This is a genomic window from Arthrobacter paludis (genome assembly GCF_056782315.1).
In genome coordinates, this window is the sequence record NZ_JBXAEW010000013.1 from 114,357 (window position 1) to 137,676 (window position 23,320).

Genomic DNA, 23,320 nt, shown 5'->3' on the forward strand with positions numbered 1-23,320 from the left:
GGGCCCGATTAAACGCCCAGCGGGGCCGCCGAGGGCGGCCCCGCTGGGTGCGGTCGGTGCGCTGCTACTCCGCGGAGGCGGCGGAGGCGCTGGAGGCCGAGGACGCGCTGGAGGCGGACGAGGCCGACTCCTGCTCGCCGGCCGGGCGCACGAAGGAGCTCAGGTCCACGGCCTGGCCGTTGGTGTCCTTCACGGTGGCCAGCTCGAGGACCTTCGCGAGGGCCTTGCGGCGGCGCACCTCGCCGAGGATCATCGGGACCTGGCCGGCGCCGTCGAGCATCTGGGCGAACTGGTTCGGGTCCATGCCGTACTGGCCGGCCGTCTGCACGATGTAGTCGATCAGCTCCGACTGCTCGACGCCGATCTCCTCCTTCTCGGCGATCTTGTCCAGGATGACCTCGTTGCGGAACGCCCGCTCCGTGTTCTCCTTGACCTCGGCGCGGTGCTCGTCGGTGTCGTGGCCCTCCTCGGCGCTCTGGCTGAAGTGCTGCTCGACCTGCTCCGTCAGGACCGACTCCGGCACGGGGACCTCGATGAGCTCAACGAGGCGCTCCATGACCTTGTCGCGCGCCTGGACGCCCTGCTCGGTCACCTTCTCGTCGGCGGCCTGCTTGGCCAGGTCCTCGCGCAGCTCGGCGATCGTGTCGAACTCGCTGGCCAGCTGCGCGAAGTCGTCGTTGGCCTCCGGCAGCTCGCGCTCCTTGACGGCCTTGACGACCACCTTGACCTGGGCCTCGGCGCCGGCGTGCTCGCCACCGGCCAGCTTGGTCTCGAACGTGGCGTCCTCGTCGGCCGACAGGCCGGACACGGCCTCGTCGAGGCCCTCGAGCATGGTGCCGGAGCCGACCTGGTAGGACAGGCCGGTCGCGGAGTCGACCTCCTCGCCGTCCACCGTCGCGGTCAGGTCCAGGGTGATGAAGTCGCCGTCGGCGGCGGGGCGCTCCACGGCCTTCAGGGTGCCGAAGCGGGAGCGCAGCTCGTCGAGGGCCTTCTGGACGTCGTCCTCGCCGGCCTCCACCGCATCGACCTCGACCTCGAGGCCGGCGTAGTCGGGCAGCTCGATCTGCGGGCGGATGTCGACCTCGACCTCGAACTTGAGCTGGCCGTCGGTGCCCGCGGCGTCGGGCACCTCGGTGATGTCGACCTCGGGGCGGGACAGCGGGACGACCTCGGCCTCGCGCACGGCCTCCTGGTAGAAGTCGTTCAGGCCCTCGTTGATGGCGGTCTCCAGCACGTAGCCGCGGCCGACCCGCTGGTCGATCAGGCGGTTCGGGACCTTGCCCTTGCGGAAGCCCGGCACCTGGATCTGCTGGGCGATCGACTTGTAGGCGGCGTCGATGCCAGGCTGCAGCTCCTCGAGCGGAACCTCCACGTTCAGCTTGACGCGGGTCGGGGTGAGGTTTTCGACGGCGCTCTTCACGACGGGGGTACTCCTGGGTTCACTGGATGGGTCAGTCTGGACGCACCTGCACCACCACGCCGGTGGCGGAGGCGTACAGAGTCGGGGTGACAGGATTTGAACCTGCGGCCTCGCGCTCCCAAAGCGCGCGCTCTAGCCAAGCTGAGCTACACCCCGAATAGTGCACGTGCCAGTCTACGCAGAACGCGCGGCCGACGACGAATTATCGGAGCCGCCGCGCCGGGGCGCGTTTTCCGCGGCGCCCCGCGGTGGTGCTAGGCTGGGTGCTGCCCGTCGGGCGCAGGCCCATGCGGCAGCGCCCCAGCGCAGCGCGGGGATGTAGCTTAATGGTAAAGCCTCAGTCTTCCAAACTGATGACGCGGGTTCGATTCCCGTCATCCCCTCTCCTGCCCACGGCCCCGGACCCCATGGTCCGGGGCCGTTCGCGTGGGGCCGCCGCCGTGCGGTCCGGGGCGTCCCCTCGGCCGCGCCGGCTACCGCGCCTGGCAGGCCGGACACCAGAACAGCTTCCGCCCGGCCGCCTCGGCCAGGGCCACCGGGGCGCCGCACCTGCGGCACGGCTGCCCCGCGCGGGCATAGACGTAGTGCGCGTTGTCCGGCCAGGCCGGTAGCCCCGGCGTGCGGTCAGCGGCCGCCGTCGTGATGATCCGGCCGTCACGCACCCCGTCCGCCAGCGCGGACTCGAGGTCCGCCCACAACGCGCGGACCCGGCCGGGCGCAAGCTCCCGCCCCGGCGTCCACGGGTCGGTCCCGCAACGGAACAGGCACTCAGCCCGGTAGATGTTGCCGACCCCGGCGACCACCGCCTGGTCCATCAGCAGGAGGCCGACGGGGGTGCGGCGCCGGGCCAGTGCTGCCGCGAAGCGGTCCGCACCGTCGGCACCGGGGGCGAGCGGATCGGGCCCGAGCCGCGCGCGCACTGCCGCGGCCTCGGCTCCGGAGAGCACCTCGCAGGCGGAGGCTCCCCGCAGGTCGGCCCACCCGTGGGCGGAGACGAGCCGGGCCCGCACCTGGCCCACGGGCTCGGGCGGGCCCGAATAGCCGCGGGCTCCCCCGTCGTCCGCCTCCTCGCGCTCCCCGATCCGCCGGGGGGCGCCAATGCTGGAGGCACCCCGGATCGTCTCGTCGCCGCCGAAGCTCCAGGCCCCATACAGGCCTAGATGCACGCGCAGCACGAGGTCCGGCCCGAACTCCAGGAACAGCTGCTTGCCGTGCGCGCGGGCCCCGGCCAGGGTCCGCCCGTCCAGCAGCGCCGCCCCGGCGGCGAACCGCCCCTGGGGACTGGTCACCGCCAGCGGCCGCCCCGCGAACACGTCGTTGAACTGGCGCGCGAGGCGGTGGATGGAGTGGCCCTCGGGCATCGGGCTACGGAACGATCTCGCCGGTGGTCTCGTAGGTGGCGATCTTGCCGATGCGGCGCACGTGGCGCTCGGCGTCGCTGAACGGCTCGGCGATGAACGCGTCGACCAGTTCGGTGGCCTCCGCCAGGGAGTGCTGGCGGCCGCCGATGGCCACGACGTTGGCGTCGTTGTGGCCGCGCGCCAGACGGGCGGTGTCCAGGTTCCAGGCCAGGGCGGCCCGGACGCCCTCGACCTTGTTGGCGGCAATCTGTTCGCCGTTGCCGGAGCCGCCCAGGACGATGCCGAGCGCCTGGCGCCCGGCCCGCTGGTCGGCGACGACGGCGGCCGCCGCGTTGATGCAGAACGCGGGGTAGTCGTCCTCGGGATCGTAGGACTCCGGCCCGTGGTCGACGACCTCGTGCCCGGCCGCCGCCAGGTGGGCCACGAGGTGGCGGCTGAGGTCGAGGCCGGCGTGGTCGGTGGCGATGTGGATGCGCATGGGTTCCTCACGGGGCGGTTGGGTCAACGACGCCCACCAGCCTACTGGAGCGGCCGGCGCCCTCCGCCGGGCCGCCGCCGCGCGGCGGGGTGCATGACGGGGGTCACCGTGCGAGAATGGCACCAGTTGTTCAGGGCTCATTTCATAAAGCCCGTGAAGCGCCGCCCGAGAGAAAGGCCCCCCGTGCCCGGAATGAACCTGACCCGAGACGAGGCCCGGGAGCGGGCCTCCGTGGTCTCCTCCGTCGACTCCTACGCCGTCGAACTCGACCTCACCCGCGGGGACCGCGTCTTCGGCTCCACCACGACGGTGCGCTTCAGCGCCGTCCCGGGCGCCTCGACGTTCATCGACGCCATCACGGACACGGTCCACCGGGTTGTCCTCAACGGCCGCGAACTGGACCCCGCCACGGCCGCCGACGGCGTCCGGATCCAGCTGCCCGGTCTCGAGGCGGAGAACGAGCTGCGCATCGAGGCCGACGCCCTCTATACGAACACCGGCGAGGGCCTGCACCGCTTCACGGATCCGGTCGACGGCGAAACCTACCTCTACACGCAGTTCGAGGTCCCCGACTCCCGGCGGATGTTCGCGGTCTTCGAGCAGCCCGACCTCAAGGCCGCCTTCCGTTTCACCGTGACCGCGCCCGCCCACTGGGAGGTCGTCTCCAACTCGCCGACGCCGGAGCCCGAGCCGGCCGGGGCGGCCGCGGACGGCGGGGCGCGCTCCCGCTGGGAGTTCCCGCCGACCCCGCGCCTGTCCTCCTACGTCACGGCCCTCATCGCGGGCCCCTACCGCGTGGTGCGCAGCGAGCTGACGAGCTCGGACGGCCGGACGGTTCCGCTGGGCGTCTTCGCGCGCGCCTCGATCATCGAGCACCTCGACGCGGAGAACGTCTTCACGCTGACGCGCCAGGGCTTCGAGTTCTTCGAGGCCCAATTCGGCATGCCCTACCCGTTCGAGAAGTACGACCAGCTGTTCGTGCCGGAGTTCAACGCGGGGGCGATGGAGAATGCCGGCGCCGTGACGTTCCTGGAGTCCTACGTCTTCCGCTCCCGCCCCACCGAGGCGATGGTCGAGCGGCGCGCCACCACCATCCTGCACGAGCTCGCCCACATGTGGTTCGGGGACCTCGTGACGATGCGCTGGTGGAACGACCTGTGGCTCAACGAATCGTTCGCCGAATTCATGGCTACCCTGGCCTCCGCCGAGAACACCGAGTTCACCGGGGCGTGGACCACGTTCTCGTCGATGGAGAAGTCCTGGGCCTACCGCCAGGACCAGCTGCCCACGACCCACCCCATCGTCGCCCCCATCCGCCACCTGGACGACGTGCTGGTGAACTTCGACGGCATCACGTACGCCAAGGGCGCGTCGGTGCTGCGCCAGCTCGTCGCCTGGGTCGGCCAGGAGCACTTCATGGAGGGCGTGCGGGCCTACTTCCGCAAGCACGCCTGGGGGAACACGGAGCTGCCGGACCTGATGGCCGAGCTGGAGGCCGCCAGCGGCCGGGACCTCTCCGCGTGGTCCCGCGTCTGGCTGGAGACCGCCGGCGTCAACAAGCTCGAGCCCCGCCTCGACACCGACGCCGACGGCACGATCACCGCGTTCGAGGTCCTCCAGTCCGCACCGGAGGACTACCCCACGCTGCGCCCCCACCGCGCGGCGGTCGGCCTCTACGACTTCGACGCGGACGGGCGGCTCGTGCGCGTGCACCGGGAGGAGCTGGACATCGATGGCGCCGCGACGGCGGTGCCGGGCCTGGTCGGGAGGCCCCGGCCGGCGCTGGTGCTGGTCAACGACGACGACCTGGCCTACGCGAAGGTCCGCCTCGACGGCGTGTCCCTCCACACGGCGCAGCGGCACCTGAAGGACATCTCCGAGTCCCTGCCCCGCACCCTCGTCTGGGCCTCCGCCTGGGACGCCGTCCGCGACGGAGAGACCCCGGCCCGCGACTACGTGGAGCTGGTCCTGGCCAATATCGCGCACGAGTCCGACCCCTCCGTCGTCCTGGTGCTGCTGCGCCAGCTGGGCGCAGCGCTCGACTTCTACGCGGCACCGGACGACCGGCAGGCCATGGCCGAGGCCGCGGCCGGGTCCCTGGGCACCCTGGCCCGCGCGGCGGCGCCGGGGTCGGACCACCAGCTGCAGTTCACGAAGGCGTTCGCCCTGCGCGCCCGCACCCCCGGCCAGCTGGACGAGCTGGCGGGTGTCCTCGACGGCACCGCGACCCCGGAGGGCCTGGTGGTCGACACCGACCTGCGCTGGGAGCTGCTGACCGGCCTCGTGGCCGGGGGCCGGGCCGGCCACGCGGAGATCGACAAGGAGCTCGCCCGGGACGACACGGCCAACGGCCGCCTCGCCGCGGAGCAGGCCAGGGCCGCGGTCCCCACGGCGGCCGCCAAGGAGGCCGTCTGGCGCGCCGTCGTCGAGGAGGGCAGCCTGTCCAACACGCACCAGCGCCAGGCCATCGCCGGCTTCAACCGCGTCCACGAGCCGAGCCTGCTCGCGCCGTTCGCCGACCGCTACTTCGGCGCCGTCCGCGACGCCTGGACCTCGCGCAGCCACGAGCTGGCCCAGCAGATCGCCTCCGGGCTCTTCCCCTCCCTGCAGGTCGACCAGGAGACCCTGGAGGCCAGCGACCGGTTCCTGTCCTCCCTCGGCGACGAGCTGCCCGCGCTGCGCCGGCTCGTCCTCGAGGAGCGCGACGCCGTCGCCCGGGCCCTGCGGGCCCGCGCGGCGGACCGGTAGGCCGGCGGTGGGGATCGGGACGCACCGGTACGCGGTGGCCCTGCGGTGGACCGGCAACCGCGGCGAAGGCACCTCCGGGTTCCGCGCCTACGGTCGCGACCACCTCCTGTCCGCGCCCGGCCTGCCGGACATCGCCGCGAGCGCGGACCGCGCGTTCCACGGCGACGCCGAGCGCTGGAACCCGGAACTGCTGCTGCTCGGGGCACTCGCCGAGTGCCACATGATGTCGTTTCTGCACGTCGCCGTGCGGCGCGGACTGGTCGTCACCGGATACCGCGACGATCCGGAGGGCACCCTGCGCGTGAACGCGGACGGATCCGGCGAGTTCGTCTCGGCCGTCCTGCGCCCCGCCGTGGAGCTGGCCGAGCCCGAACGCCGGGCGGAGGCGGACGGCCTGCACGCCGAGGCGCACCGGCTCTGCTTCATCGCCCGCTCCCTGGCCTTCCCCGTGGCCTGGGAGCCCCGCGACCCGGCCGCCGCCGTGGAGTGAGCCACAGCGCCGGTCCGGCCCGCCCGATACGCTAGTGGGGCGGGCCGGGACGATCCGGCCAGCGGAAGGACCACCATGGAGATCCAGCCCCCGGGCAGCGCGCCCGAGCGCCTCGTGCCGCTGCGCGCGCCCCAGCCCCAGCGGCCCGCCGACAACGTGCCCGACGCCGAGCGTCCCGCCGGCTACTGGGAGGCCCTGGCGGCCGAAGAGGCCGACAACCAGGAAGCGTACGCGGGCACGTTCTACGCCCAGGTGGGCGGCAAGGAGACGTTCCGGCGCCTGGCGGAGCGCTTCTATGCCGAGGTCGCCGAAGACGCCGAGTTCCGGGCCATCTACCCGGAGGACGACCTGGGCCCGGCGGCCGTGCGCCTGCAGCTGTTCCTGGAGCAGTACTGGGGCGGGCCCTCGACCTACAGCAACCACCGCGGTCACCCGCGGCTTCGGATGCGCCACGCCCCGTACCCCGTGACGCCGCACTTCCGGGACCGGTGGCTCGCCCACATGCGCACCGCCGTCGACTCGCTGGAGCTGCCTCCGCTGCAGCGCGACACCCTGTGGGACTACCTCGACCGGGCGGCCCACTCGCTCCAGAACCGGGCCTAGCGAGGACCGGCCCGGGTCCGCGTCCGCCCGCGGCGCAACGTTTCCGGCGTCCCGCCCGCGCTACGCGAGCAGGGTCGTGGACCTGGCCAGCACGTGGCCGCCGCGGGAGGAAAGGCGCAGCCACGGGCCCGCGGCGAACTGCGTGCTGGTGCCCCCGTCGGACAGGAACCCGAGCACGTCGGCCGCGAACGCCGCCCCCGCCGGCAGCGGGGGCTCGGCCACACCGCCGACGGCCCGCTCCACGGGGCTGGCCCAGATCCGCGACCGGACGGTGCCGAGCACCGGTGCCCCGGCGTGCGGGGGCAGCGACGTGGACACGGCGGACGCCCCGTCCCGGGCCGCCCGCCGCAGGGCGCCGTCGTCGTACTCCGCGACGCGCTCCCAGCCGCCCCGGGGGGCGGCGACCCCCGCCCACGGGGCCACGACCTCGGCCGGAGGCAGGGGCAGCACCGGCGCCCCGTCACGGGCCAGGCGGTCGGTCAGCGCCCCCAGCGGGTACACGCCCACGCAGCGGGCCGGGACGGCCAGCGGCGCCACGCGCATGCCCAGGACCAGCGGGCCGGCGTCCGGCCCCGGCTCCAGGACCGGGACGGTGACGGCCAGGGCCGTGCCCACGGCCTCGATGCGGACCGCGCCGTCGAGGGCCGCGCGGGCCCGGGACAGGAAGGTGCGCAAGTCCGCGCAGGTTTCGGTGTCGAGCAGGTGCAGGGTCCCATCGGGCATGGCTCCATCCTGCCACCTGCGGGCCCGCCTCCCGTGCACGGCGCCGTGGCCCGCTTGTGGCCTCGCCCCACGCATGGCTAATGTTCGGGGCAGACCACGAAGCTACCGAGGAGTACGGGTGCCACACCGCGACACGACCGCCATGCTGCTCGACCTGCTGGATCTCGACGGCGAACCCGGGGCCCGCACGGACGAGGACATCTACGTCGGCCATTCCCCCGCGCAGCCGAGGCAACGCGTCTTCGGCGGACAGGTCCTGGGCCAATCCGTCGTCGCCGCGACCCGCACGGTGCCCGGGGACCGGCCGATCCACTCCATGCACGGGTACTTCCTGCGTCCCGGCGACTCCACCGATCCGATCACGTTCGGGGTCCAGCGGCTGCGCGACGGCCGCTCGTTCTCCGCGCGCCGCGTCCACGCCTACCAGGACGGCGTGCCGATCCTGTCGATGATCGCCTCGTTCCAGGAGCCCGCGTCGGGACTGGACCACCACGAGCCCATGCCCGAGGGCATCCCGGACCCGGAGACGCTGCCCACCATGGCCGACCTGCTCGCCGGGCTGGACCACCCGCTGGCGCACGACATCGCGAACAACCGGCCCTTCGACATCCGGTACGTGGACCCGCCGGTGTTCCTGCCCGGGCCCCGGGACGCCGAGCGTTCGCCCCGCAACACGGTCTGGATGAAGACCACGGGGCCGCTGCCCGACGACCAGGCGGTCCACCGCGCGGCGCTCGTGTACGGCAGCGACTACACGCTCCTCGAGTCCGTCTTGCGCCGCCACGGCGTGTCCTGGACGTCCCCCGGGCTGAGCGTGGCGAGCCTGGACCACGCGATGTGGTGGCACCGGCCGGTGCGCGCGGACGAGTGGCTGCTCTTCGTGCAGGACTCCCCCAGCGCCTCGGGCGCCCGCGGCCTGGCCCACGGGCGTTTCTACGACCGGAGCGGGGCGCTCGTCGCGACGGCCGCGCAGGAGGGGATGCTGCGCCTGCCGGAGCCGGACCCGGCCTAAGCGACCCGGAAACGCGGAGGCCCCCGACGTTGCGTCGGGGGCCTCCGCGTCTGCGGCGCGTGCTAGTCGCGGGTCAGGCGGCGGTGCGTGACGCGGTGCGGCTTGGCCGCGTCCGGTCCGAGCCGCTCCACCTTGTTCTCCTCGTAGGACTCGAAGTTGCCCTCGAACCAGTACCAGTTCGCCGGCTCCTCGTCGGTCCCTTCCCACGCGAGGATGTGGGTGGCGACGCGGTCCAGGAACCAGCGGTCGTGGGAGACGACGACGGCGCAGCCCGGGTACTCGAGCAGCGCGTTCTCGAGCGAGCCCAGGGTCTCGACATCGAGGTCGTTGGTGGGCTCGTCGAGGAGGAGCAGGTTCCCGCCCTGCTTGAGCGTCAGCGCCAGGTTCAGCCGGTTGCGCTCACCGCCGGAGAGGACGCCGGCGCGCTTCTGCTGGTCCGGTCCCTTGAAGCCGAACGCGGAGACGTAGGCGCGGGAGGGCATTTCGACGTTGCCGACCTGGATGTAGTCCAGCCCGTCGGAGACGACCTCCCAGAGGCTCTTGTTCGGGTCGATCCCCGAGCGGTTCTGGTCGACGTAGGAGATCTTGACGGTCTCGCCGACCTTCAGGTCGCCGCCGTCCAGGTCCTCGAGCCCGACGATCGTCTTGAACAGGGTCGACTTGCCGACGCCGTTGGGCCCGATGACGCCGACGATGCCGTTGCGCGGCAGCGAGAAGCTCAGCCCGTCGATCAGGACCCGGTCCCCGAAGCCCTTGCGCAGGTCGTTGGCCTCGATGACCACGTTGCCCAGGCGCGGCCCCGGCGGGATCTGGATCTCCTCGAAGTCCAGCTTGCGCGTGCGCTCGGCCTCGGCGGCCATCTCCTCGTACCGGGCCAGGCGGGCCTTGGACTTGGTCTGGCGTCCCTTCGCGTTGGAGCGGACCCACTCCAGCTCCTCGCTGAGGCGCTTGGCCAGCTTCGCGTCCTTCTTGCCCTGGACCTCGAGCCGCTCGCGCTTCTTCTCGAGGTACGTGGAGTAGTTGCCCTCGTAGGGGTGGAGCTTGCCGCGGTCGACCTCGGCGATCCACTCCGCAACGTGGTCCAGGAAGTACCGGTCGTGGGTGACGGCCAGGACGGCGCCGGGGTAGGACTTCAGGTGCTGCTCGAGCCAGAGGACGGACTCGGCGTCCAGGTGGTTGGTGGGCTCGTCCAGCAGCAGCAGGTCCGGCTTCTGCAGCAGGAGCTTGCACAGCGCCACGCGGCGCCGCTCACCGCCGGAGAGGACGCTCACGTCGGCGTCGCCCGGGGGGCAGCGCAGCGCGTCCATCGCCTGCTCGAGCTGCGAGTCGATGTCCCACGCGTCCGCGGCGTCGATGGCCTCCTGGAGCTTGCCCATCTCCTCGAGCAGGGCGTCGAAGTCCGCGTCGGGCTGGGTCATCTCCTCGGAGATCTGGTTGTAGCGGGTGATCTTGCCGTAGATCTCGCCCACGCCCTCCTGGACGTTGCCCAGGACCGTCTTCTCCTCGTTCAGGGGCGGCTCCTGCAGGAGGATGCCGACGGTGTAGCCGGCACTGAGCTTCGCCTCGCCGTTGGACGGGGTGTCAAGCCCCGCCATGATCTTCAGGATGGTCGACTTGCCGGCGCCGTTCGGGCCCACGACGCCGATCTTGGCGCCGGGGTAGAACGACATGCTCACGTCGTCGAGGATGACCTTGTCGCCAACGGCCTTGCGGGCCTTGGTCATGGTGTAGATGAATTCCGCCATGCCCCCAAGGCTATCCGCTGCGCCCGGCCAGCTCATATTCGGGGCCAGCGGGACCCGGCCCCGGCGGCGCCGGTGGCGGGCGCGGGGCGCCCGGCTGGACGCCCCGCGCGCTCGCTCACGCCGCCCGGCCCGCGCCGAGCCCCCCGTCGAGGCCGCCGCCGTCGTCATCCCCGGCCTCCGCCGGCGACCCGGAGCTGGCGGCCCCGGCCACGTAGGTGTCCCCGACCTCCCCGGTCTCCGGGTCCACGCCTTCCGGCGAATCGTCCGCCCCGGCCCCGGGGCCGGAGGGGGCGGCCGCGACGGGGCGGACCTGCTTCGCGAACGTCGCGATCCCCCGGCGCAGGTCGTGGCCCACGCTCTGGGCCAGGATGGTCGCCTCCATCCCGTTCGACCCGTCCTCGCGTTTGAACGTCTCCAGCGTGAGCCGACCCTGCACGATCACGGGGTCCCCCTTGTGGAGGCTGGTCGCGATGTGCTGGGCCAGGTCCTTGAACGTGGCCACGGTGTACCAGTTGGTGGGGGCCTCCACCCAGGCCCCGGTGACCCGGTCGCGGTGTCCCTGCGACGACGCCAGCCGGAATTTCGTGACCGTCTGCCGGTCGTTCCTCCTCATCTCCGTGGCGACGTAGCCGCAGACAGTGATGTTGTCCGTCATGCTTTCCTCCAGTCCTCCGCGTGGCCGGGGACCCGGCCCACCGTCAGTCTGGCGCCCCCGGCTCCGCGTCGGGTGCCGCGACGCCGGGGTGTGGATCGGGGCCCGCCGCGGGACGGGTGTGGAGGGGAAGTTGCGTACAATGGACGACGCTGCCCCCGGGGGCGGCCATGCCCCCGTAGCTCAGCTGGATAGAGCAATGGACTTCTAATCCATCGGTCGCGCGTTCGAGTCGCGCCGGGGGCGCCATGGGCGCGGACCCGGCCGCTCCTAGTGCCCGAAGCGCAGCGGATCCGCCGGCTCCGGCCCCCGCCCGTCGAGGGCCTCGAAGGCACCCATCTCCTCGCCCGTCAGTTCGAAGCCGAAGACGTCGAGGTTCTGCGCCATCCGCCCCGGATCGGTGGTCTTCGGGATCGGTACGGCCCCGCGCTGGACGTGCCAGCGCAGCACCGCCTGCGCCGGCGTCACCCCATGGGCCGCGGCGGCCCCCACGACGGCGTCTTCGGCGAGCAGGTCGGCCCCCCGCCCGATCGGGCTCCAGGATTCCGTCACGATCCCGTGGCGGCGGTGGAATTCCTCCAGTTCCGGCCTCAGCCAGTAGGGGCCGTGCTGGACCTGGTTCACGTCGAGGACCACCCCGGTGGCGTCGATGATCTCGCCCAGCTGCGCGGCCGTGAAGTTGGACGTGCCGATGGCGCGGACCTTGCCCTCCCGCAGCAGCTCCACGAGCCCGGCCCAGGCCTCGACGTACCGGCCCTGGTCCGGGTTGGGCCAGTGGATGAGGAACAGGTCGAGGTAGTCCAGCCCGAGCCGTGTCGCGCTGTGTTCCCAGGCCGTCCGGCCGCCCTCCACGGAGTGCCATTCGCGGTTGAACTTGGTGGTGACGAACACGTCCGCCCGCGGCAGGCCGGTCTGCGCCAGCGCCTGCCCGACGCCCTCCTCGTTCCGGTAGTTCTCCGCGGTGTCGATGAGCCGGTAGCCGGCCTCGAGCGCATGGGCGACGGCGGCGCCGGCCTCGGCGTCGTCCATCGGCCACGTCCCGAGGCCGAGGGCGGGCATGGTGGCCCCGTTGGGCAGGCTGACGTCGGGCATGGTGTGGAGGTTCGACATGCCGCCATGCTATGCACGGCGGCCACGCCCGCCTAGTCCCCCGCGCCCGCCGGTTCCCCGTCCGCCGACGGGTCGTCCGGCGCCGCCGCGCCACTGGTCCCGGCGACGCGTTGCCGGTAGGCGTGGATCTGGCGCAGGCGGCGCCGCAGGCTCTCGGCGCGGCTGCGGTCGTCGTCGGCGGTGAGGTCGATGTGCCGTTGGCCGAAGCGCCACAGGAGCACATCGTCGAGCAAGCGGTCCGGTCCGGGCGAGTACCGGTGGTCGAGCGCCTGGCGCACGTGCGTGATGGCGTCGGCGTCGAGCAGCCCGGCCAGATCGATGGTCCGCTCGAGGCCGTGGGCCGCCAGCAGCTCGGCCGCCCAACCCCAGTCGTCGTCCGCCTTGCGGTCCACGTGCGGCAGCAGGGTCTGCCAGACCTCGCGGATGCGGTCGGGGGTCAGCGGCGCGGCGCCCGGGCCCTCCGTGTCCCAGAACCCGCGCACCGCCTGGTAGCGCTCGTGGATGTCGGAGAACGTCGACTCCACGGCCTCGAGCATCGCCGCGCTGGCCGTGAACTGGCGGTCGAGGTAGGGGCTCCAGGCCCGGTCGTCGACGTTCTTGAAGCGCACGTCGTGCTCGATCTCGCTCCATGCGTGGGCAAGGATCGTGCGGATCTGGACCTCGAACATGTAGTTGCCGTTGGGCCGGACGCCCCCGCCCAGCAGCCGCTGGTACTCGCGGACGACGTCGCTCTGGCGCGTGCGCAGGATCAGGTGCCGGCTCGAATAGCCGTAGGTCCCTGATTCGACCGAGCCGATGTCCTTCTCCCGGTCCGCCCGGCAGTCGAACTGCTGGCGGCGCCGCTTGATCAGGTTCGCCGCCTCGCGGACCTCGTGCGGCAGGCCCACGATCACGCGGACGCCGACGAGGTCGTGCAGGTCGCGCAGCGGCTGCGGGAACTCCAGCGCGGGCTCGCCGTCGACGCCCTCCAGGACGCGGGACGCCTTCTCGCGGAACGACGCCACCGACTTCGTCCGGGCCGTGACGAACAGGGGGTGCACCTCGCCCTCGGCGAAGATGTCGCCGATGGAGCGGCGCGCGTCCTCGGTGACCGCCTCCAGGGCCGGACGCACCCGCTCGTACTCGGCGACGCTCGCCGCGACCCCCTCCCGCAGGGCAGCCGGAAGCCGGTCCCAGGCACCGCCCACGGGCCGCCTCCTTCGGTCGGGAATGTATTCCGGGACACCCTACCAAGGCGCCGTGGACCCCTCCCAGTAGACTGGAACCCATGCCCGACGCGACCCCAGCCCCCGTCCGCCGGCCACCGACCCCCCTCGGGGAAGCCGCTCCCCCGACCCGCCGCCAGTGGCTCCAGCTGGGGGCCGCGATGGGCCTGGCCGCGGCCCTGTACCTCGCGCATTCGCTGTTGCGCTTCCGCAACTTCGAGGCCAAGGGCTACGACCTCGGGATCTTCGACCAGGCCGTGCGCCAGTACGCCCTGTTCCGGGCTCCGGTCGTGCCTGTCAAGGGCGTCGACTTCAACCTGCTGGGCGACCACTTCCACCCGATCATCGCGCTGGCCGCGCCGCTGTATTGGATCTGGCCCGACCCGCGGATGCTCAACGTGGCTATGATCGCCCTGCTCGTGTCGACGGCGGTTCCCGTCTACCTCTTCGCCCGCCGCCACCTCGGCCACGCCGGCGGCCTGCTGACCGCCATCGCCCTGCTGCTGTGGTGGCCGTTCCAGGCGATCGTGAACTGGGACTTCCACGAGATCGCCTTCGGCGTCCCGGTCATCGCGTGGGTGATCTGGGCGATGGACCGCGGCCGCTACTGGCTGGCGACCGGCCTGTCCGCGATCCTGCTGCTGGTCCGCGAGGACATGGGGATCACGCTGGTCGCCATCGGGATCGCGATGGCGTTCCACCGCCAGTGGGGCAAGGCCGCGCTGCTCGCGGTCGCCGGGGTGGCCGGGTACCTGGTGGCCACGTCCGTCGTCATCCCCGCGCTGGCGCCCCCGGACGCCATGTCGTACTGGCAGTACACCGCGCTGGGCCCGACGGCGGCGGCCGCGATCCTGTTCATCCTCGCGCACCCCCTGCAGACGGTGGCCCTGCTCTTCAACCACGAGCTGAAGGTCCTGCTGTGGCTGATGACGTTCGTGCCGCTGGCGCTGCTGCCGCTGGCCTCGCCCTATGCCATCATCGGCGCGCCGATCCTGCTCAGCCGGCTCTTCAACGACCGGCTCAACACCTGGGCGCCCGTCTACCAGTACGACTCGATCCTCGCCCCCGTGTTCGTCATGGCGGCGGTCCACGTGCTCGCGAAGCTCATCCGCCGCACCGGCCGCCGCCGCCTCGCGGTCGGGGCGCCCGCGTATCTGGCCGTCCTGGGGCTCGTCTGCACGCTGACGATCCACGCCGTCTTCCCCCTCGGGCAGACGCTGACCGGCCGGAACTGGGACATGCCGCCCGTGGCGCAGGCCAAGCAGCGCGCCGTCGACCTGATTCCCGACGGCGTGTGCGTCGAAGCCGCGGACACGGTCGTGCCGCACCTGGTCGACCGCACCTACGTGGGCCTGCACGGCGACATCGGGGACGAGCTGTCCACGTGGATGGTCGTCGACACCAACGTCGAGGAACTGGGCGGCTGGGACCCGCTGACTCCGCGGGAGGCCCTCGACCGGGCGGAGCGGCTCGGCTTCGAACCCGTCGTCGAGGACGACCACGGCATCTGGGTCCTGCACCGCGACCGGCCGGTCGCCGACGTCTGTTCGGACTACCTGCCCTACGACTGATCCCGCCGGGCCGCCCCCGCCGTTGCGGGGGCGGCCGGTGCGCGCGGGGCCCGGCGCGCGCGGCGCCACTGCCGGCACCGCCCCGGTGCGTCAGCGGCGCAGCGCGGCCAGCGTGAAGCGGTCGGGCGCGCCCTCGACGGGGCCGCCGAGCGGGTCGTCCCCGGCGTCGCGGCGCACGGTGTCCCGCGACGGGTCGAGGATGTCGCGGACGATCCCGACGCAAATCCACACGACGGCGGCCATGTGCGCCGCGATCCCCGCCCCGTACAGGACCTCGATCCACGGCACGCTCCCGCTGACCTCCCCACCGCTGACGATCCGGGCGCTCATCAGCCACACGGCCGCCCAGTGGAGGACCTCGATGGCCTGCCAGACGGCGAAGCGGCGCCAGTCGGGCCGGGCCAGGGCGTAGAGCGGGACGAGCCACATGACGAACTGCGGCGAGTAGACCTTGTTCAGCAGCAGGAACGCGGCCACGACCAGGAAGGCGAGCTGCGCGATGCGCGGCCGCCGCGGGGCGGTCAGGCCCAGGTACGCCACGCCGGCGCAGCACAGCGCGAACAGGCCGTTGGAGATGAGGGAGAAGTCCTTGCCGTCCAGCCCGGTCCAGGTGAACGCCAGCCACATCGACGAGAAGCTGACGTCCCGCTCCGAGGAGAACGTGTAGAAGCGGCTCCACTCGTCGAAGGCCGTGAGCATGAACGGCAGGTTCACCGCGAGCCACGCGGCGGCGGCCGCGGCGGTGGCCTTCCAGAATTCCGCCAGGCGGCCGGCGCGCCAGCACACGACCAGCAGCGGGCCGAGCAGGAACAGCGGATAGAGCTTGGCCGCAGCCCCGAGCCCGATCAGGATCCCGGCCAGGAGGGGGCGGCCCCTGCCGAACGCGAGCAGCGCCAGCGTCGCGGGCAGCACGGCCCACAGGTCCCAGTTCAGCGTGCTCGTGAGGATGATCCCGGGGGCGATCGCCACCATCAGGGCGTCGCGGGCGCGGCCCCGCGCGGCGAACGCGACGGCGACGACGGTCCCCGCCCAGCACAGGAAGGAGCCGGCCGCGTTGAGGTCGAAGTATGCGAGCGTGCGCTCGGGCGTGGCGCCGATGCCGGGGACGAGCTGGGCCGCCACCCCCGCCACGACGGCCAGGAGCGCCGGGTATTCCATGGCCTGCTCGGGCGGGAGTCCGGTGTAGAACGGGAAGAGCCGCTCGGCCAGCCCGCGCGTGCCGAAGAGCTGGGTGTAGTCCGAATAGCACAGGTGCAGGTGCACCTGCGTGGCGTCGGCCCAGCCGTGCGTGCGGCACCACTGCTTCGAGAGCACGGCGAGCACCATGGCGGCGCCGGTCGCGGCGAGGAGCCAAGCGATGACGGGGCGGGTGGCGCCGCGGGCCCGTGCGAGGGTCTGGATCGGTCCGTTCACTGGGTGGGTGCCCCGTTTCTGCTGGGTCGGGCGAAGACCGTGGAGGCCTTGGGGTCGAGGAAGACGAGGTAGGCGAGGAACGCGAGCCCGATCGCGGCGGCCAGGATGCGGACAAGGGCGAGGCTGATCCACTGGGCGACGCTGAGCTGGTCGACGACACCGACGAGGACCAGGACCATCGAGAGCAGGACCCAGGCGAGGACGGCGCCGTCGCGCCTGCCGTGCGTGGCCGCGTAGAGCGGCGCCAGCCACAGCAGGTACCACGGTTGGATGATCGGGGCGAGGACGACGGCGGCGGCCAGGGCGTGCCCGGCGTGCCGCACGGGCGGGCCGGCGGGCCGGAAGAGGGCCAGCCAGGCCGCGAAGGCGACGGCTGCGGCCTTGAAGAGCGTGTAGACGACGTCGGCGGCCGTGTCGAGGTCCCCCCCGGCGAGACTCGCGATCCAGCCGACGAACAGCCCCAAGAGCCCGACCGGAGCGTACGGGAACGCCGCGGACCCGGCGGCCGCCATGGCCGGCAGCCACCCGAACCAGAGTCCCGTGGCCCAGCCGGCGGCGGCGAGGGCGGCGGCGGCCGTGGCGGCGGTGAGCATCCACGCGCGGATCCGCTCGGGCCACCGGGCGCCGCGGCTGACCATCGCCAGGCCCAGGAACGGCAGCACCATCAACGCGATCGGCTTGACGCCGATGGCCAGGGCGACGACGAGGGCCGCCGCGACGCGGCGCCCGCGCAGGGCGAAGACGAAGCCCCAGAGGATCCCGCCCACCATGACGGCGTCGTTGTGGACCCCGGCGACCATGCTGAGCAGGAAAAGCGGGTTGGCGACGGAGACCCACAGGGCCCAGGCCGGGTCTCCGCCCAGCGCGCGGGCCAGGCGGGGCAGCGCGGTCGCGCAGAGGACGACCCCGAGGACCGCGAACAGCCGGAACAGGGCCACGCCGGCCTCCGGCACCCCTCCGGTGACGCGGTAGACGGTGCCCGCCAGCAGCAGGAACAGCGGGCCGTAGGGCGACGGGGACTCCGCCCAGAGGCTGTCCGACCCCTCGGCGAACCACCCGGGCAGCTGGGAGATCCAGTGGTCGTAGGGGCTCATCCCCACGGCCATGAGGCGCCCCTGCCCGAAGTACGAGTACACGTCCCGGCTGAAGACCGGGAAGGAGAGCAGCAGCGGGGCGGACCAGACCAGGACCGCGCGCCGGATCGGCGCCGTGTCCCAGGCGCCGCGGGATCCCGACCGCTGGGCCAGCCGCACCCAGGCGCGGCAGAGCACCATGGATCCCAGGGCCAGCAGGATGGTGCAGGCGATGACGCCGGCCGGCTCGACCCGGAGCGGGACCAGGACGGTGGTCCGGGCGAAGACCGAGAGCTGGTTGCTGGCGAGCCAGCCAACGCCCCAGGAGCCGACCATGATCATGACGGCCGCGAGCAGGCCCTGCGCGATGGCCGGCCGCGGGTCGGCCTCGTCCTCCCCGGAGAGGCGCCGCAGCAGGGGCGACCCGGCCGCGGCGGAGCGCCACGCCGCGAGCGCCGCCGTCGTCCTCCCCCGGAGCGCGACCCCGCGGCGCTCAGGCACTGCGGCTCCGGCGCACCCGCCCCCGCGGCAGGGGCAGGGAGCGGACGAAGGCGGTGAAGATGTGCCGGGTCCGCGGATCGAGCAGCGCCAGGTAGGCCATCGCCGCCCAGGAGATCCCGGTCGAGAGGTGCTTCACCCACGGATCGAGCGACCCGAGGAACTGCCAGATGAACAGCTGGTCCGCCGCGCCGAACGCGACGAAGAACGCCACCGTGAAGTAGACCCAGACGATCTGCCAGTCGTCGCGGATGCCGGTGACGGCGAAGAACGGCAGCAGCCACAGGACGTACCAGGGCTGGATGATCGGCGAGAGCACCACCAGGGCGGCGAACGCGAGCGCCAGACGCTGGACCAGGTGCGAGTGCTTGCCCTTGAAGACCAGGAGCACGGCGATGGCCACCGAAGAGATCCGGCCGACGGTCTTCAGCGTCGGCTGCACCCACTCCGAAGGCATCGACCAGGCGCCGAGCGCCGACTCGAAGAAGCCCTGCAGCAGGCCCAGCGGCGCGAAGAAGACGCTGCCGGTCCCCGTGGACAGCATGACCTCGAGCCAGCCGAAGCCGTACCCGTTCAGCCAGCCCACCAGGACCATGACGGCCAGGCAGAGGCCGCCGGAGTACCCCCAGTAGAGGATGCGCTTCCCCCAGGATGCCCCGGGGCCGGCCCAGAGCAGGCCGATGAACGGCAGCAGGAGCAGCGTGATCGGCTTGACCCCGACGGACGCCGTGACCAGCAGGACGCCCCGGATCCCGCGGCCGGTGGCCGCGAAGTAGGTGCCGGCCACCGCCAGGCCCACCATCAGGGAGTCGTTGTGCGCGCTGGCGATGAAGCTGATGAGGAACAGCGGGTTGGGCACGGAGAGCCACAGGGCCTTGGCCCCCGAGACGTCGTGGAGGGCCGCCAGCTTCGGGATGTAGGCGATGCAGACCGCCATGCCGGCCAGCGCGACGACGCGGTAGAGGAAGACGGACAGGTCCGGCGACGTCCCCACGAGCTGGTTCACCAGGTGCTCGATGCTCAGGAACAGCGGGCCGTACGGAGTTTCCGACTCGGCCCAGGTGGGGTCGGCCCCGAGCTGGAACCAGTTCGACAGCGCCGAGATGCCGTCCTCGTAGGGGTCCTGTCCCGTCGCAACGAGCCGGCCCTGCCCGATGTACGCGAATACGTCGCGGGAGAAGATCGGCAGGCTCAGCAGCAGCGGAAGGCCCCACAGCCACGAGGCCAAACGGACCGTGGACAGGGACCCGGCCCCCCATCCGGCGAGCACCTGCCCCAGCCGCAGCCACGCGCGGAACATCACCCAGCAGCCCAGCGTGAGCACGACGGTCGAGGCGACCACGCCCCAGTATTCGGTGCGGAGGGCGATCAGCAGCGCGTGCCGGTTCAGCGGCGACACCGACGCGAGCCACCCCACGCCCAACGAGCCGAGGACCACGAGCAGCGAGCCGGCGAGCCCCTGGGCCAGCACCGCCCGGGACCCGGTGGGCCGGGCCGGGGCGTCGCGGCCGGCGGGTGCCACACTCATGGGTTCCACGGACCTCTTCCGTCAGCTGTATCCATCGGCAGGGGCGCGTGACCCACCGGCCAGGACCTCTCGGGCGGCAGGCGTGGTGCGGGGCGCGCAGCCGGCCCTCGCGGACCGGCGGAAGTACCCTCGATGGTAGCACCGGCGGCGGGGCCGGCCCCGCGCCGCGGCCCGTCCGCGGCACCGCCGAGCGGCCGCCCCCGGGGCGGCCTCGGCGCTGCGCGGCTTCCGCCCGGTCCCCCGGTCCGCCCGGCGTTGTGCCCGCGCGCCGGACCCGGCCGCGCCGGTGGTGGCCCTAGGCTGGTCTCCGGCCCGCCGGGCCGGCAACCACGCCACAGGGGGATTCCATGGGCAGGCACACCGATCCACAGACACGTCGGCCGCGGCGGCGCGTGCGCCAGCCGGCGCTGCTGGGCTGGGGCGCGTTCGCCGCGGTCCTCGTCGCGGTCGCGGCGCCGGCAGCCGGCATGGATCCCGCCGACGCCGCCGTCCTGGCGGCCGCCTCGGCCGCCGCCTTCGGCGTCCTCTGGGCGCTGGGGCCGTCCCGCGGGTCCGGCGGCTAGCCCGGCGCTACCGCGGGGCCATCCGGTACATTGAGCGGGTGCCTACAGCTGCTGAAAACATCGTGTGGATCGACTGCGAAATGACCGGCCTGAGCCTCGACGCCGACGCGCTCATCGAGGTGGCGGTGCTCGTGACGGATCCGGAGCTGAACGTCCTCGGCGACGGGGTCGACGTCGTCATCAAGCCGGACCCGGCCGCCGTCGAGCAGATGGGCGACTTCGTGCGCCAGATGCACACCGAAAGCGGCCTGCTCCAGTCCCTCGCCGACGGTGTCGACCTGGATACGGCGACGGAGCAGGTCCTCGCCTACATCCGCGAGTGGGTCCCGGAGCCCGGCAAGGCGCCCCTGGCGGGCAACTCCGTCGGCACCGACCGGAACTTCCTGGTCCGGGACATGCCCGGGGTCATCGGCCACCTGCACTACCGCGTGATCGACGTCTCGACCATTAAGGAACTCTCACGCCGCTGGTACCCCAAGGCGTACTACCAGGCACCCGCCAAGACCGGCGGCCACCGCGCGCTCGGCGACATCCGCGACTCGATCGAGGAGCTGCGCTACTACCGCCAGGCCGTGATGGTCCCCCCGCCCGGCCCGGACTCGAAGTCGGCCCAGCAGATCGCGAGGAAGATCCTGGCCGACCGCGCCTAGCGTGTTCTCCGCCACACCGGGCCCGCGAGGGGCCTGGATGGCACAGGGCACGCCCGGAAGCGTGTAGACTGTTATCCGTTGCCCGGCAGGGCGGCCCGGAAGGGCCTCGTGCCGGACACGCGGCGCGAAGCGCCATGGTGGGTATAGCTCAGTTGGCAGAGCGTCTGGTTGTGGTCCAGAAGGTCGCGGGTTCAAGCCCCGTTACTCACCCCGAAAGAAGCCGCCCCGGAGCCATCCGGGGCGGCTTTCGCATTGAGGCTCGAAGGAGTAGCCGTGGCCATCCGTCCGATCGTGGTCTATGGGGAGCCCGTCCTGCACCGCCGCGCCGCAGAGGTCGAGCACTTCGACGACGAACTCCGCGCGCTGGTCGCGGACATGTACGAGACGATGGACGCCGCGAACGGCGTCGGCCTGGCCGCCCCCCAGATCGGGGTGGGGCTGCGCCTGTTCACCTACGAGTTCGCGAACGACGACGGGGTGGCGCCGCGCGGCGTCGTCGTCAATCCGCGCCTCACGCTCTCGAAGGTCTCGGGTGCCCTTCCCGATCCGGACGACGAGGCCGAGGGCTGCCTCTCGGCCCCCGGCCTGTCCTTCCCCCTCAAGCGCGCGGAGTTCGCGCGCGTCGAGGGCGTCGACGCCGACGGCCGGCCGCTGGAGTTCGAGGCGACCGGGTGGTTCGCGCGCGTCATGCAGCACGAATACGACCACCTCGATGGGCTGCTCTACGTCGACAAGCTGGCCCAGAAGTGGTCGCGGCGCTGGGGGAAGGCCCGCAAGTCCCTGGGCTGGACCGAGCCCGGGCGCACCTGGCTGCCGGGCACTGACCCGGACCCGTTCGGCCACTGAGCCTGCTCCCCCGCCGGCCGGGGCACGCGAAAAGGGTTGCCTCCCGCGGGAGGCAACCCTTGTCGCGTGTCTGCCGGGCTAGCGAGCCAGCGCCGCTGCGCGCCGTGGCGGTCGAAAGTTCCGGTTCGGCTCGCCCGTGGCGTATCGCCGGGGCCGGTTTGGGACCGATGATGGTGGTGTCTGCCGCGGTGACGCCGGTCCGTCCTTGGTGCATCGGTTTGGCCCGTGGGCTAGCGTGGCGCGGAGGGCCCCCACGGGCACCGTGGATTGTTGCCTCGAGCACGAGTACTAGATTCCTGAATCCCAACAGCCCTCTCCACGGCAGGCGCACAACCGAAGACCACTGCTGTCAGGGGAGGTTCGCCATCATGGATTTGATCCACGAGAGGTCCGCGGGGATCGACATCTCCAAGCGCGACGCGAAGGTCGCCATCCGCGCCCCGGGCAAACGGCCCGGGACCTTCACCACCACAGTCACCACCTGGGGAGCGACCACGAACGAGATCCTGGCCCTGCGCGAGATGCTGCTGGCCGAGCGGGTCACGACGGTGGTGATGGAGGCGACCAGCGACTACTGGAAGCCCTTCTACTACCTCTTCGAGGACGTGCTGCCGGTGATGCTGGTCAACGCCAAGGCCGCCCGGAACATCCCGGGCCGCAAAACGGATGTCTCCGACGCCGCATGGCTGGCCCAGCTCGGCGCGCACGGGCTGCTGCGCGCCTGCTTCGTCCCGCCCGAGCCGGTCCGGCAGCTGCGGGACCTGACCCGGGCACGGACGCTGGCGACCCAGGACCGCACCCGGGAGATCCACAGGCTGGAGAAGTTCCTCGAGTCCACCGGAATCAAGCTCTCCTCGACCGCCTCGGAGCTGACCGGGGTCTCGGCCCGCGCGATGCTCGAGGCGCTCGTCGCCGGCGAACGCGACCCGCAGGTCCTGGCGGACCTGGCCCGGGGCACCCTTCGCCGGCGGCTCCCCGAACTCGTCGAGGCCCTCACCGGCCGCTTCACGGACCACCACGCGTTCATCTGCCGGATGCACCTGGAGCGGATCGATTCGATGACGGAATGGATCGACCAGCTCACCGCCCGCATCGAGGAGGCGATGTCCCCCTTTCGCGCCGCGAGGGACTTCCTCGCCACCATCCCCGGGGTCTCCACCACCGTCGCCGACACCGTCGTCGCGGAAACCGGGGCCGACATGAGCCGCTTCCAGACCCCGGGCCGGCTCTGCTCCTGGGCCGGGCTCGTCCCAGGCCACAACGAATCCGCCGGACGGGTCAAGTCCAGCAAGACCCGGCCCGGGAACCGCTACCTCAAGGGCGCCCTCGGCACCGCCGCGCTCTCGATCGCCCGACACCCCAAAAACACCTACCTCGGCGCCCGCTACAAGCGGATCGCCGCCCGCCGCGGCCGGACCAAGGCCCTCGTCGCGACCGAGCACGCCATCCTCGAGGCCGCCTGGCACATGCTCGCCCAAGGCGAGTGCTACCAAGACCCCGGATCGGACTCCCTCACCAGGATGGATCCCGCCAGGGCCAAGAACAACGCGATCAGGCACCTGAAGGCCCTCGGCTACAACGTCACCCTCAGCCCCACCGTCGCAGCATGACCCACCTACTTTCGTACTAGG

Annotated in this window: 20 protein-coding genes and 4 tRNA genes; 12 read left to right on the top strand and 12 right to left on the bottom strand. The window is 72.4% G+C overall.

Going from position 1 to position 23,320, the window contains the following annotated elements; all coding sequences use genetic code 11:
* Positions 1 to 64: 64 nt before the first annotated feature.
* Positions 65 to 1,420: a trigger factor gene (tig, locus tag AC1Q5D_RS12550; protein WP_481738796.1), complete on the bottom strand. Its 1,356-nt coding sequence runs from the start codon at positions 1,418 to 1,420 to the stop codon at positions 65 to 67.
* A gap of 81 nt (positions 1,421 to 1,501) precedes the next feature.
* A tRNA-Pro gene (locus AC1Q5D_RS12555) sits at positions 1,502 to 1,576 on the bottom strand.
* Positions 1,577 to 1,732: 156 nt separating this feature from the next.
* Between AC1Q5D_RS12555 and AC1Q5D_RS12560 the strand changes: the two genes are divergently transcribed.
* A tRNA-Gly gene (locus tag AC1Q5D_RS12560) sits at positions 1,733 to 1,803 on the top strand.
* 90 nt (positions 1,804 to 1,893) lie between these two features.
* Here AC1Q5D_RS12560 and AC1Q5D_RS12565 read toward each other — a convergent pair.
* Both AC1Q5D_RS12565 and AC1Q5D_RS12570 read right to left on the bottom strand, forming a co-directional pair.
* A complete protein-coding gene (locus tag AC1Q5D_RS12565; protein ID WP_481738797.1) occupies positions 1,894 to 2,781 on the bottom strand; it encodes an Fpg/Nei family DNA glycosylase in 888 nt (295 codons plus the stop codon).
* 4 nt (positions 2,782 to 2,785) lie between these two features.
* Positions 2,786 to 3,259 carry a ribose-5-phosphate isomerase gene (locus AC1Q5D_RS12570; protein ID WP_481738798.1) on the bottom strand — a complete coding sequence of 158 codons (474 nt, stop codon included), beginning with the start codon at positions 3,257 to 3,259 and terminating at the stop codon, positions 2,786 to 2,788.
* 192 nt (positions 3,260 to 3,451) lie between these two features.
* Here AC1Q5D_RS12570 and pepN point away from each other — a divergent pair, with 192 nt between their 5' ends.
* The 3 genes from pepN (at position 3,452) to AC1Q5D_RS12585 (ending at position 7,100) form a co-directional block, all read left to right on the top strand.
* Positions 3,452 to 6,007 carry an aminopeptidase N gene (pepN, locus tag AC1Q5D_RS12575; RefSeq protein WP_481738799.1) on the top strand — a complete coding sequence of 852 codons (2,556 nt, stop codon included), beginning with the start codon at positions 3,452 to 3,454 and terminating at the stop codon, positions 6,005 to 6,007.
* 7 nt (positions 6,008 to 6,014) lie between these two features.
* Positions 6,015 to 6,497 carry an OsmC family protein gene (locus AC1Q5D_RS12580; RefSeq protein ID WP_481738800.1) on the top strand — a complete coding sequence of 161 codons (483 nt, stop codon included), beginning with the start codon at positions 6,015 to 6,017 and terminating at the stop codon, positions 6,495 to 6,497.
* Positions 6,498 to 6,692: 195 nt separating this feature from the next.
* Positions 6,693 to 7,100 carry a globin gene (locus tag AC1Q5D_RS12585; RefSeq protein ID WP_481738818.1) on the top strand — a complete coding sequence of 136 codons (408 nt, stop codon included), beginning with the start codon at positions 6,693 to 6,695 and terminating at the stop codon, positions 7,098 to 7,100.
* 60 nt (positions 7,101 to 7,160) lie between these two features.
* On the opposite strand, the gene AC1Q5D_RS12590 is transcribed toward AC1Q5D_RS12585, so the two are convergent.
* Positions 7,161 to 7,823 (bottom strand): DUF8185 domain-containing protein, encoded by a 663-nt coding sequence (locus AC1Q5D_RS12590; protein WP_481738801.1) that lies wholly within the window; start codon positions 7,821 to 7,823, stop codon positions 7,161 to 7,163.
* A 73-nt stretch (positions 7,824 to 7,896) separates the two neighbouring features.
* On the opposite strand from AC1Q5D_RS12590, the gene AC1Q5D_RS12595 reads away from it, so the two are divergent.
* A complete protein-coding gene (locus AC1Q5D_RS12595; RefSeq protein ID WP_481738802.1) occupies positions 7,897 to 8,835 on the top strand; it encodes an acyl-CoA thioesterase in 939 nt (312 codons plus the stop codon).
* 62 nt (positions 8,836 to 8,897) lie between these two features.
* Here AC1Q5D_RS12595 and ettA read toward each other — a convergent pair whose 3' ends face one another.
* Both ettA and AC1Q5D_RS12605 read right to left on the bottom strand, forming a co-directional pair.
* Entirely contained in the window at positions 8,898 to 10,580 is a 1,683-nt protein-coding gene (gene ettA / locus AC1Q5D_RS12600) for an energy-dependent translational throttle protein EttA (RefSeq protein WP_481738803.1), read from the bottom strand.
* A gap of 115 nt (positions 10,581 to 10,695) precedes the next feature.
* Positions 10,696 to 11,235 (bottom strand): single-stranded DNA-binding protein, encoded by a 540-nt coding sequence (locus tag AC1Q5D_RS12605; protein WP_481738804.1) that lies wholly within the window; start codon positions 11,233 to 11,235, stop codon positions 10,696 to 10,698.
* Positions 11,236 to 11,404: 169 nt separating this feature from the next.
* Here AC1Q5D_RS12605 and AC1Q5D_RS12610 point away from each other — a divergent pair.
* Positions 11,405 to 11,481: transfer RNA gene (locus AC1Q5D_RS12610), tRNA-Arg, on the top strand.
* A 21-nt stretch (positions 11,482 to 11,502) separates the two neighbouring features.
* Here the strand turns inward: AC1Q5D_RS12610 and AC1Q5D_RS12615 are convergent.
* Both AC1Q5D_RS12615 and AC1Q5D_RS12620 read right to left on the bottom strand, forming a co-directional pair.
* Positions 11,503 to 12,342, bottom strand: coding sequence for an aldo/keto reductase (locus AC1Q5D_RS12615; RefSeq protein ID WP_481738805.1), 840 nt, complete (start codon positions 12,340 to 12,342; stop codon positions 11,503 to 11,505).
* Between the two features lie 32 nt (positions 12,343 to 12,374).
* Positions 12,375 to 13,529, bottom strand: a complete 1,155-nt coding sequence (locus AC1Q5D_RS12620; protein ID WP_481738806.1) for a GTP pyrophosphokinase — start codon at positions 13,527 to 13,529, stop codon at positions 12,375 to 12,377.
* Positions 13,530 to 13,609: 80 nt separating this feature from the next.
* Here AC1Q5D_RS12620 and AC1Q5D_RS12625 point away from each other — a divergent pair, with 80 nt between their 5' ends.
* The gene (locus tag AC1Q5D_RS12625) at positions 13,610 to 15,118 is read left to right on the top strand and encodes a DUF2079 domain-containing protein (RefSeq protein WP_481738807.1); all 1,509 of its coding nucleotides are present in this window, start codon (positions 13,610 to 13,612) and stop codon (positions 15,116 to 15,118) included.
* A 90-nt stretch (positions 15,119 to 15,208) separates the two neighbouring features.
* Here the strand turns inward: AC1Q5D_RS12625 and AC1Q5D_RS12630 are convergent, their stop codons facing one another.
* From AC1Q5D_RS12630 to mptB (AC1Q5D_RS12640), 3 genes are read right to left on the bottom strand one after another with little or no spacing between them, the layout of a single operon-like run.
* Positions 15,209 to 16,531, bottom strand: coding sequence for a glycosyltransferase family 87 protein (locus AC1Q5D_RS12630; protein WP_481738808.1), 1,323 nt, complete (start codon positions 16,529 to 16,531; stop codon positions 15,209 to 15,211).
* A complete protein-coding gene (gene mptB / locus AC1Q5D_RS12635; RefSeq protein ID WP_481738809.1) occupies positions 16,528 to 18,105 on the bottom strand; it encodes a polyprenol phosphomannose-dependent alpha 1,6 mannosyltransferase MptB in 1,578 nt (525 codons plus the stop codon). The genes AC1Q5D_RS12630 and mptB (AC1Q5D_RS12635) overlap by 4 nt, the downstream gene beginning before the upstream one ends.
* Positions 18,098 to 19,630, bottom strand: coding sequence for a polyprenol phosphomannose-dependent alpha 1,6 mannosyltransferase MptB (gene mptB, locus AC1Q5D_RS12640; protein ID WP_481738810.1), 1,533 nt, complete (start codon positions 19,628 to 19,630; stop codon positions 18,098 to 18,100). Before mptB (AC1Q5D_RS12640) ends, mptB (AC1Q5D_RS12635) begins: the two co-directional genes overlap by 8 nt.
* A 347-nt stretch (positions 19,631 to 19,977) precedes the next feature.
* Between mptB (AC1Q5D_RS12640) and AC1Q5D_RS12645 the strand changes: the two genes are divergently transcribed.
* The 5 genes from AC1Q5D_RS12645 (at position 19,978) to AC1Q5D_RS12665 (ending at position 23,299) form a co-directional block, all read left to right on the top strand.
* Positions 19,978 to 20,193, top strand: a complete 216-nt coding sequence (locus tag AC1Q5D_RS12645; RefSeq protein WP_481738811.1) for a hypothetical protein — start codon at positions 19,978 to 19,980, stop codon at positions 20,191 to 20,193.
* A 38-nt stretch (positions 20,194 to 20,231) separates the two neighbouring features.
* On the top strand, positions 20,232 to 20,843 hold the full coding sequence (orn, locus tag AC1Q5D_RS12650; protein ID WP_481738812.1) for an oligoribonuclease: 612 nt from the start codon (positions 20,232 to 20,234) through the stop codon (positions 20,841 to 20,843).
* Between the two features lie 137 nt (positions 20,844 to 20,980).
* A tRNA-His gene (locus tag AC1Q5D_RS12655) sits at positions 20,981 to 21,053 on the top strand.
* A gap of 63 nt (positions 21,054 to 21,116) precedes the next feature.
* Complete coding sequence (def, locus tag AC1Q5D_RS12660) at positions 21,117 to 21,689, top strand: peptide deformylase (protein ID WP_481738813.1); 573 nt, start codon at positions 21,117 to 21,119, stop codon at positions 21,687 to 21,689.
* A 368-nt stretch (positions 21,690 to 22,057) separates the two neighbouring features.
* The gene (locus tag AC1Q5D_RS12665; protein ID WP_481737057.1) at positions 22,058 to 23,299 is read left to right on the top strand and encodes an IS110 family RNA-guided transposase; all 1,242 of its coding nucleotides are present in this window, start codon (positions 22,058 to 22,060) and stop codon (positions 23,297 to 23,299) included.
* Positions 23,300 to 23,320 lie beyond the last annotated feature (21 nt).

Excerpts from the sequence above, each read along its gene's own strand:
- AC1Q5D_RS12590 (WP_481738801.1), bottom strand. The coding sequence starts at position 7,823 with ATGCCCGATGGGACCCTGCACCTGCTCGACACCGAAACCTGCGCGGAC.
- AC1Q5D_RS12625 (WP_481738807.1), top strand. The coding sequence starts at position 13,610 with ATGCCCGACGCGACCCCAGCCCCCGTCCGCCGGCCACCGACCCCCCTC.
- AC1Q5D_RS12565 (WP_481738797.1), bottom strand. The coding sequence starts at position 2,781 with ATGCCCGAGGGCCACTCCATCCACCGCCTCGCGCGCCAGTTCAACGAC.
- ettA (WP_481738803.1), bottom strand. The coding sequence starts at position 10,580 with ATGGCGGAATTCATCTACACCATGACCAAGGCCCGCAAGGCCGTTGGC.
- AC1Q5D_RS12665 (WP_481737057.1), top strand. The coding sequence starts at position 22,058 with ATGGATTTGATCCACGAGAGGTCCGCGGGGATCGACATCTCCAAGCGC.
- mptB (WP_481738810.1), bottom strand. The coding sequence starts at position 19,630 with ATGAGTGTGGCACCCGCCGGCCGCGACGCCCCGGCCCGGCCCACCGGG.
- AC1Q5D_RS12570 (WP_481738798.1), bottom strand. The coding sequence starts at position 3,259 with ATGCGCATCCACATCGCCACCGACCACGCCGGCCTCGACCTCAGCCGC.
- AC1Q5D_RS12615 (WP_481738805.1), bottom strand. The coding sequence starts at position 12,342 with ATGTCGAACCTCCACACCATGCCCGACGTCAGCCTGCCCAACGGGGCC.
- AC1Q5D_RS12605 (WP_481738804.1), bottom strand. The coding sequence starts at position 11,235 with ATGACGGACAACATCACTGTCTGCGGCTACGTCGCCACGGAGATGAGG.
- pepN (WP_481738799.1), top strand. The coding sequence starts at position 3,452 with ATGAACCTGACCCGAGACGAGGCCCGGGAGCGGGCCTCCGTGGTCTCC.
- AC1Q5D_RS12595 (WP_481738802.1), top strand. The coding sequence starts at position 7,897 with ATGGCTAATGTTCGGGGCAGACCACGAAGCTACCGAGGAGTACGGGTG.
- AC1Q5D_RS12645 (WP_481738811.1), top strand. The coding sequence starts at position 19,978 with ATGGGCAGGCACACCGATCCACAGACACGTCGGCCGCGGCGGCGCGTG.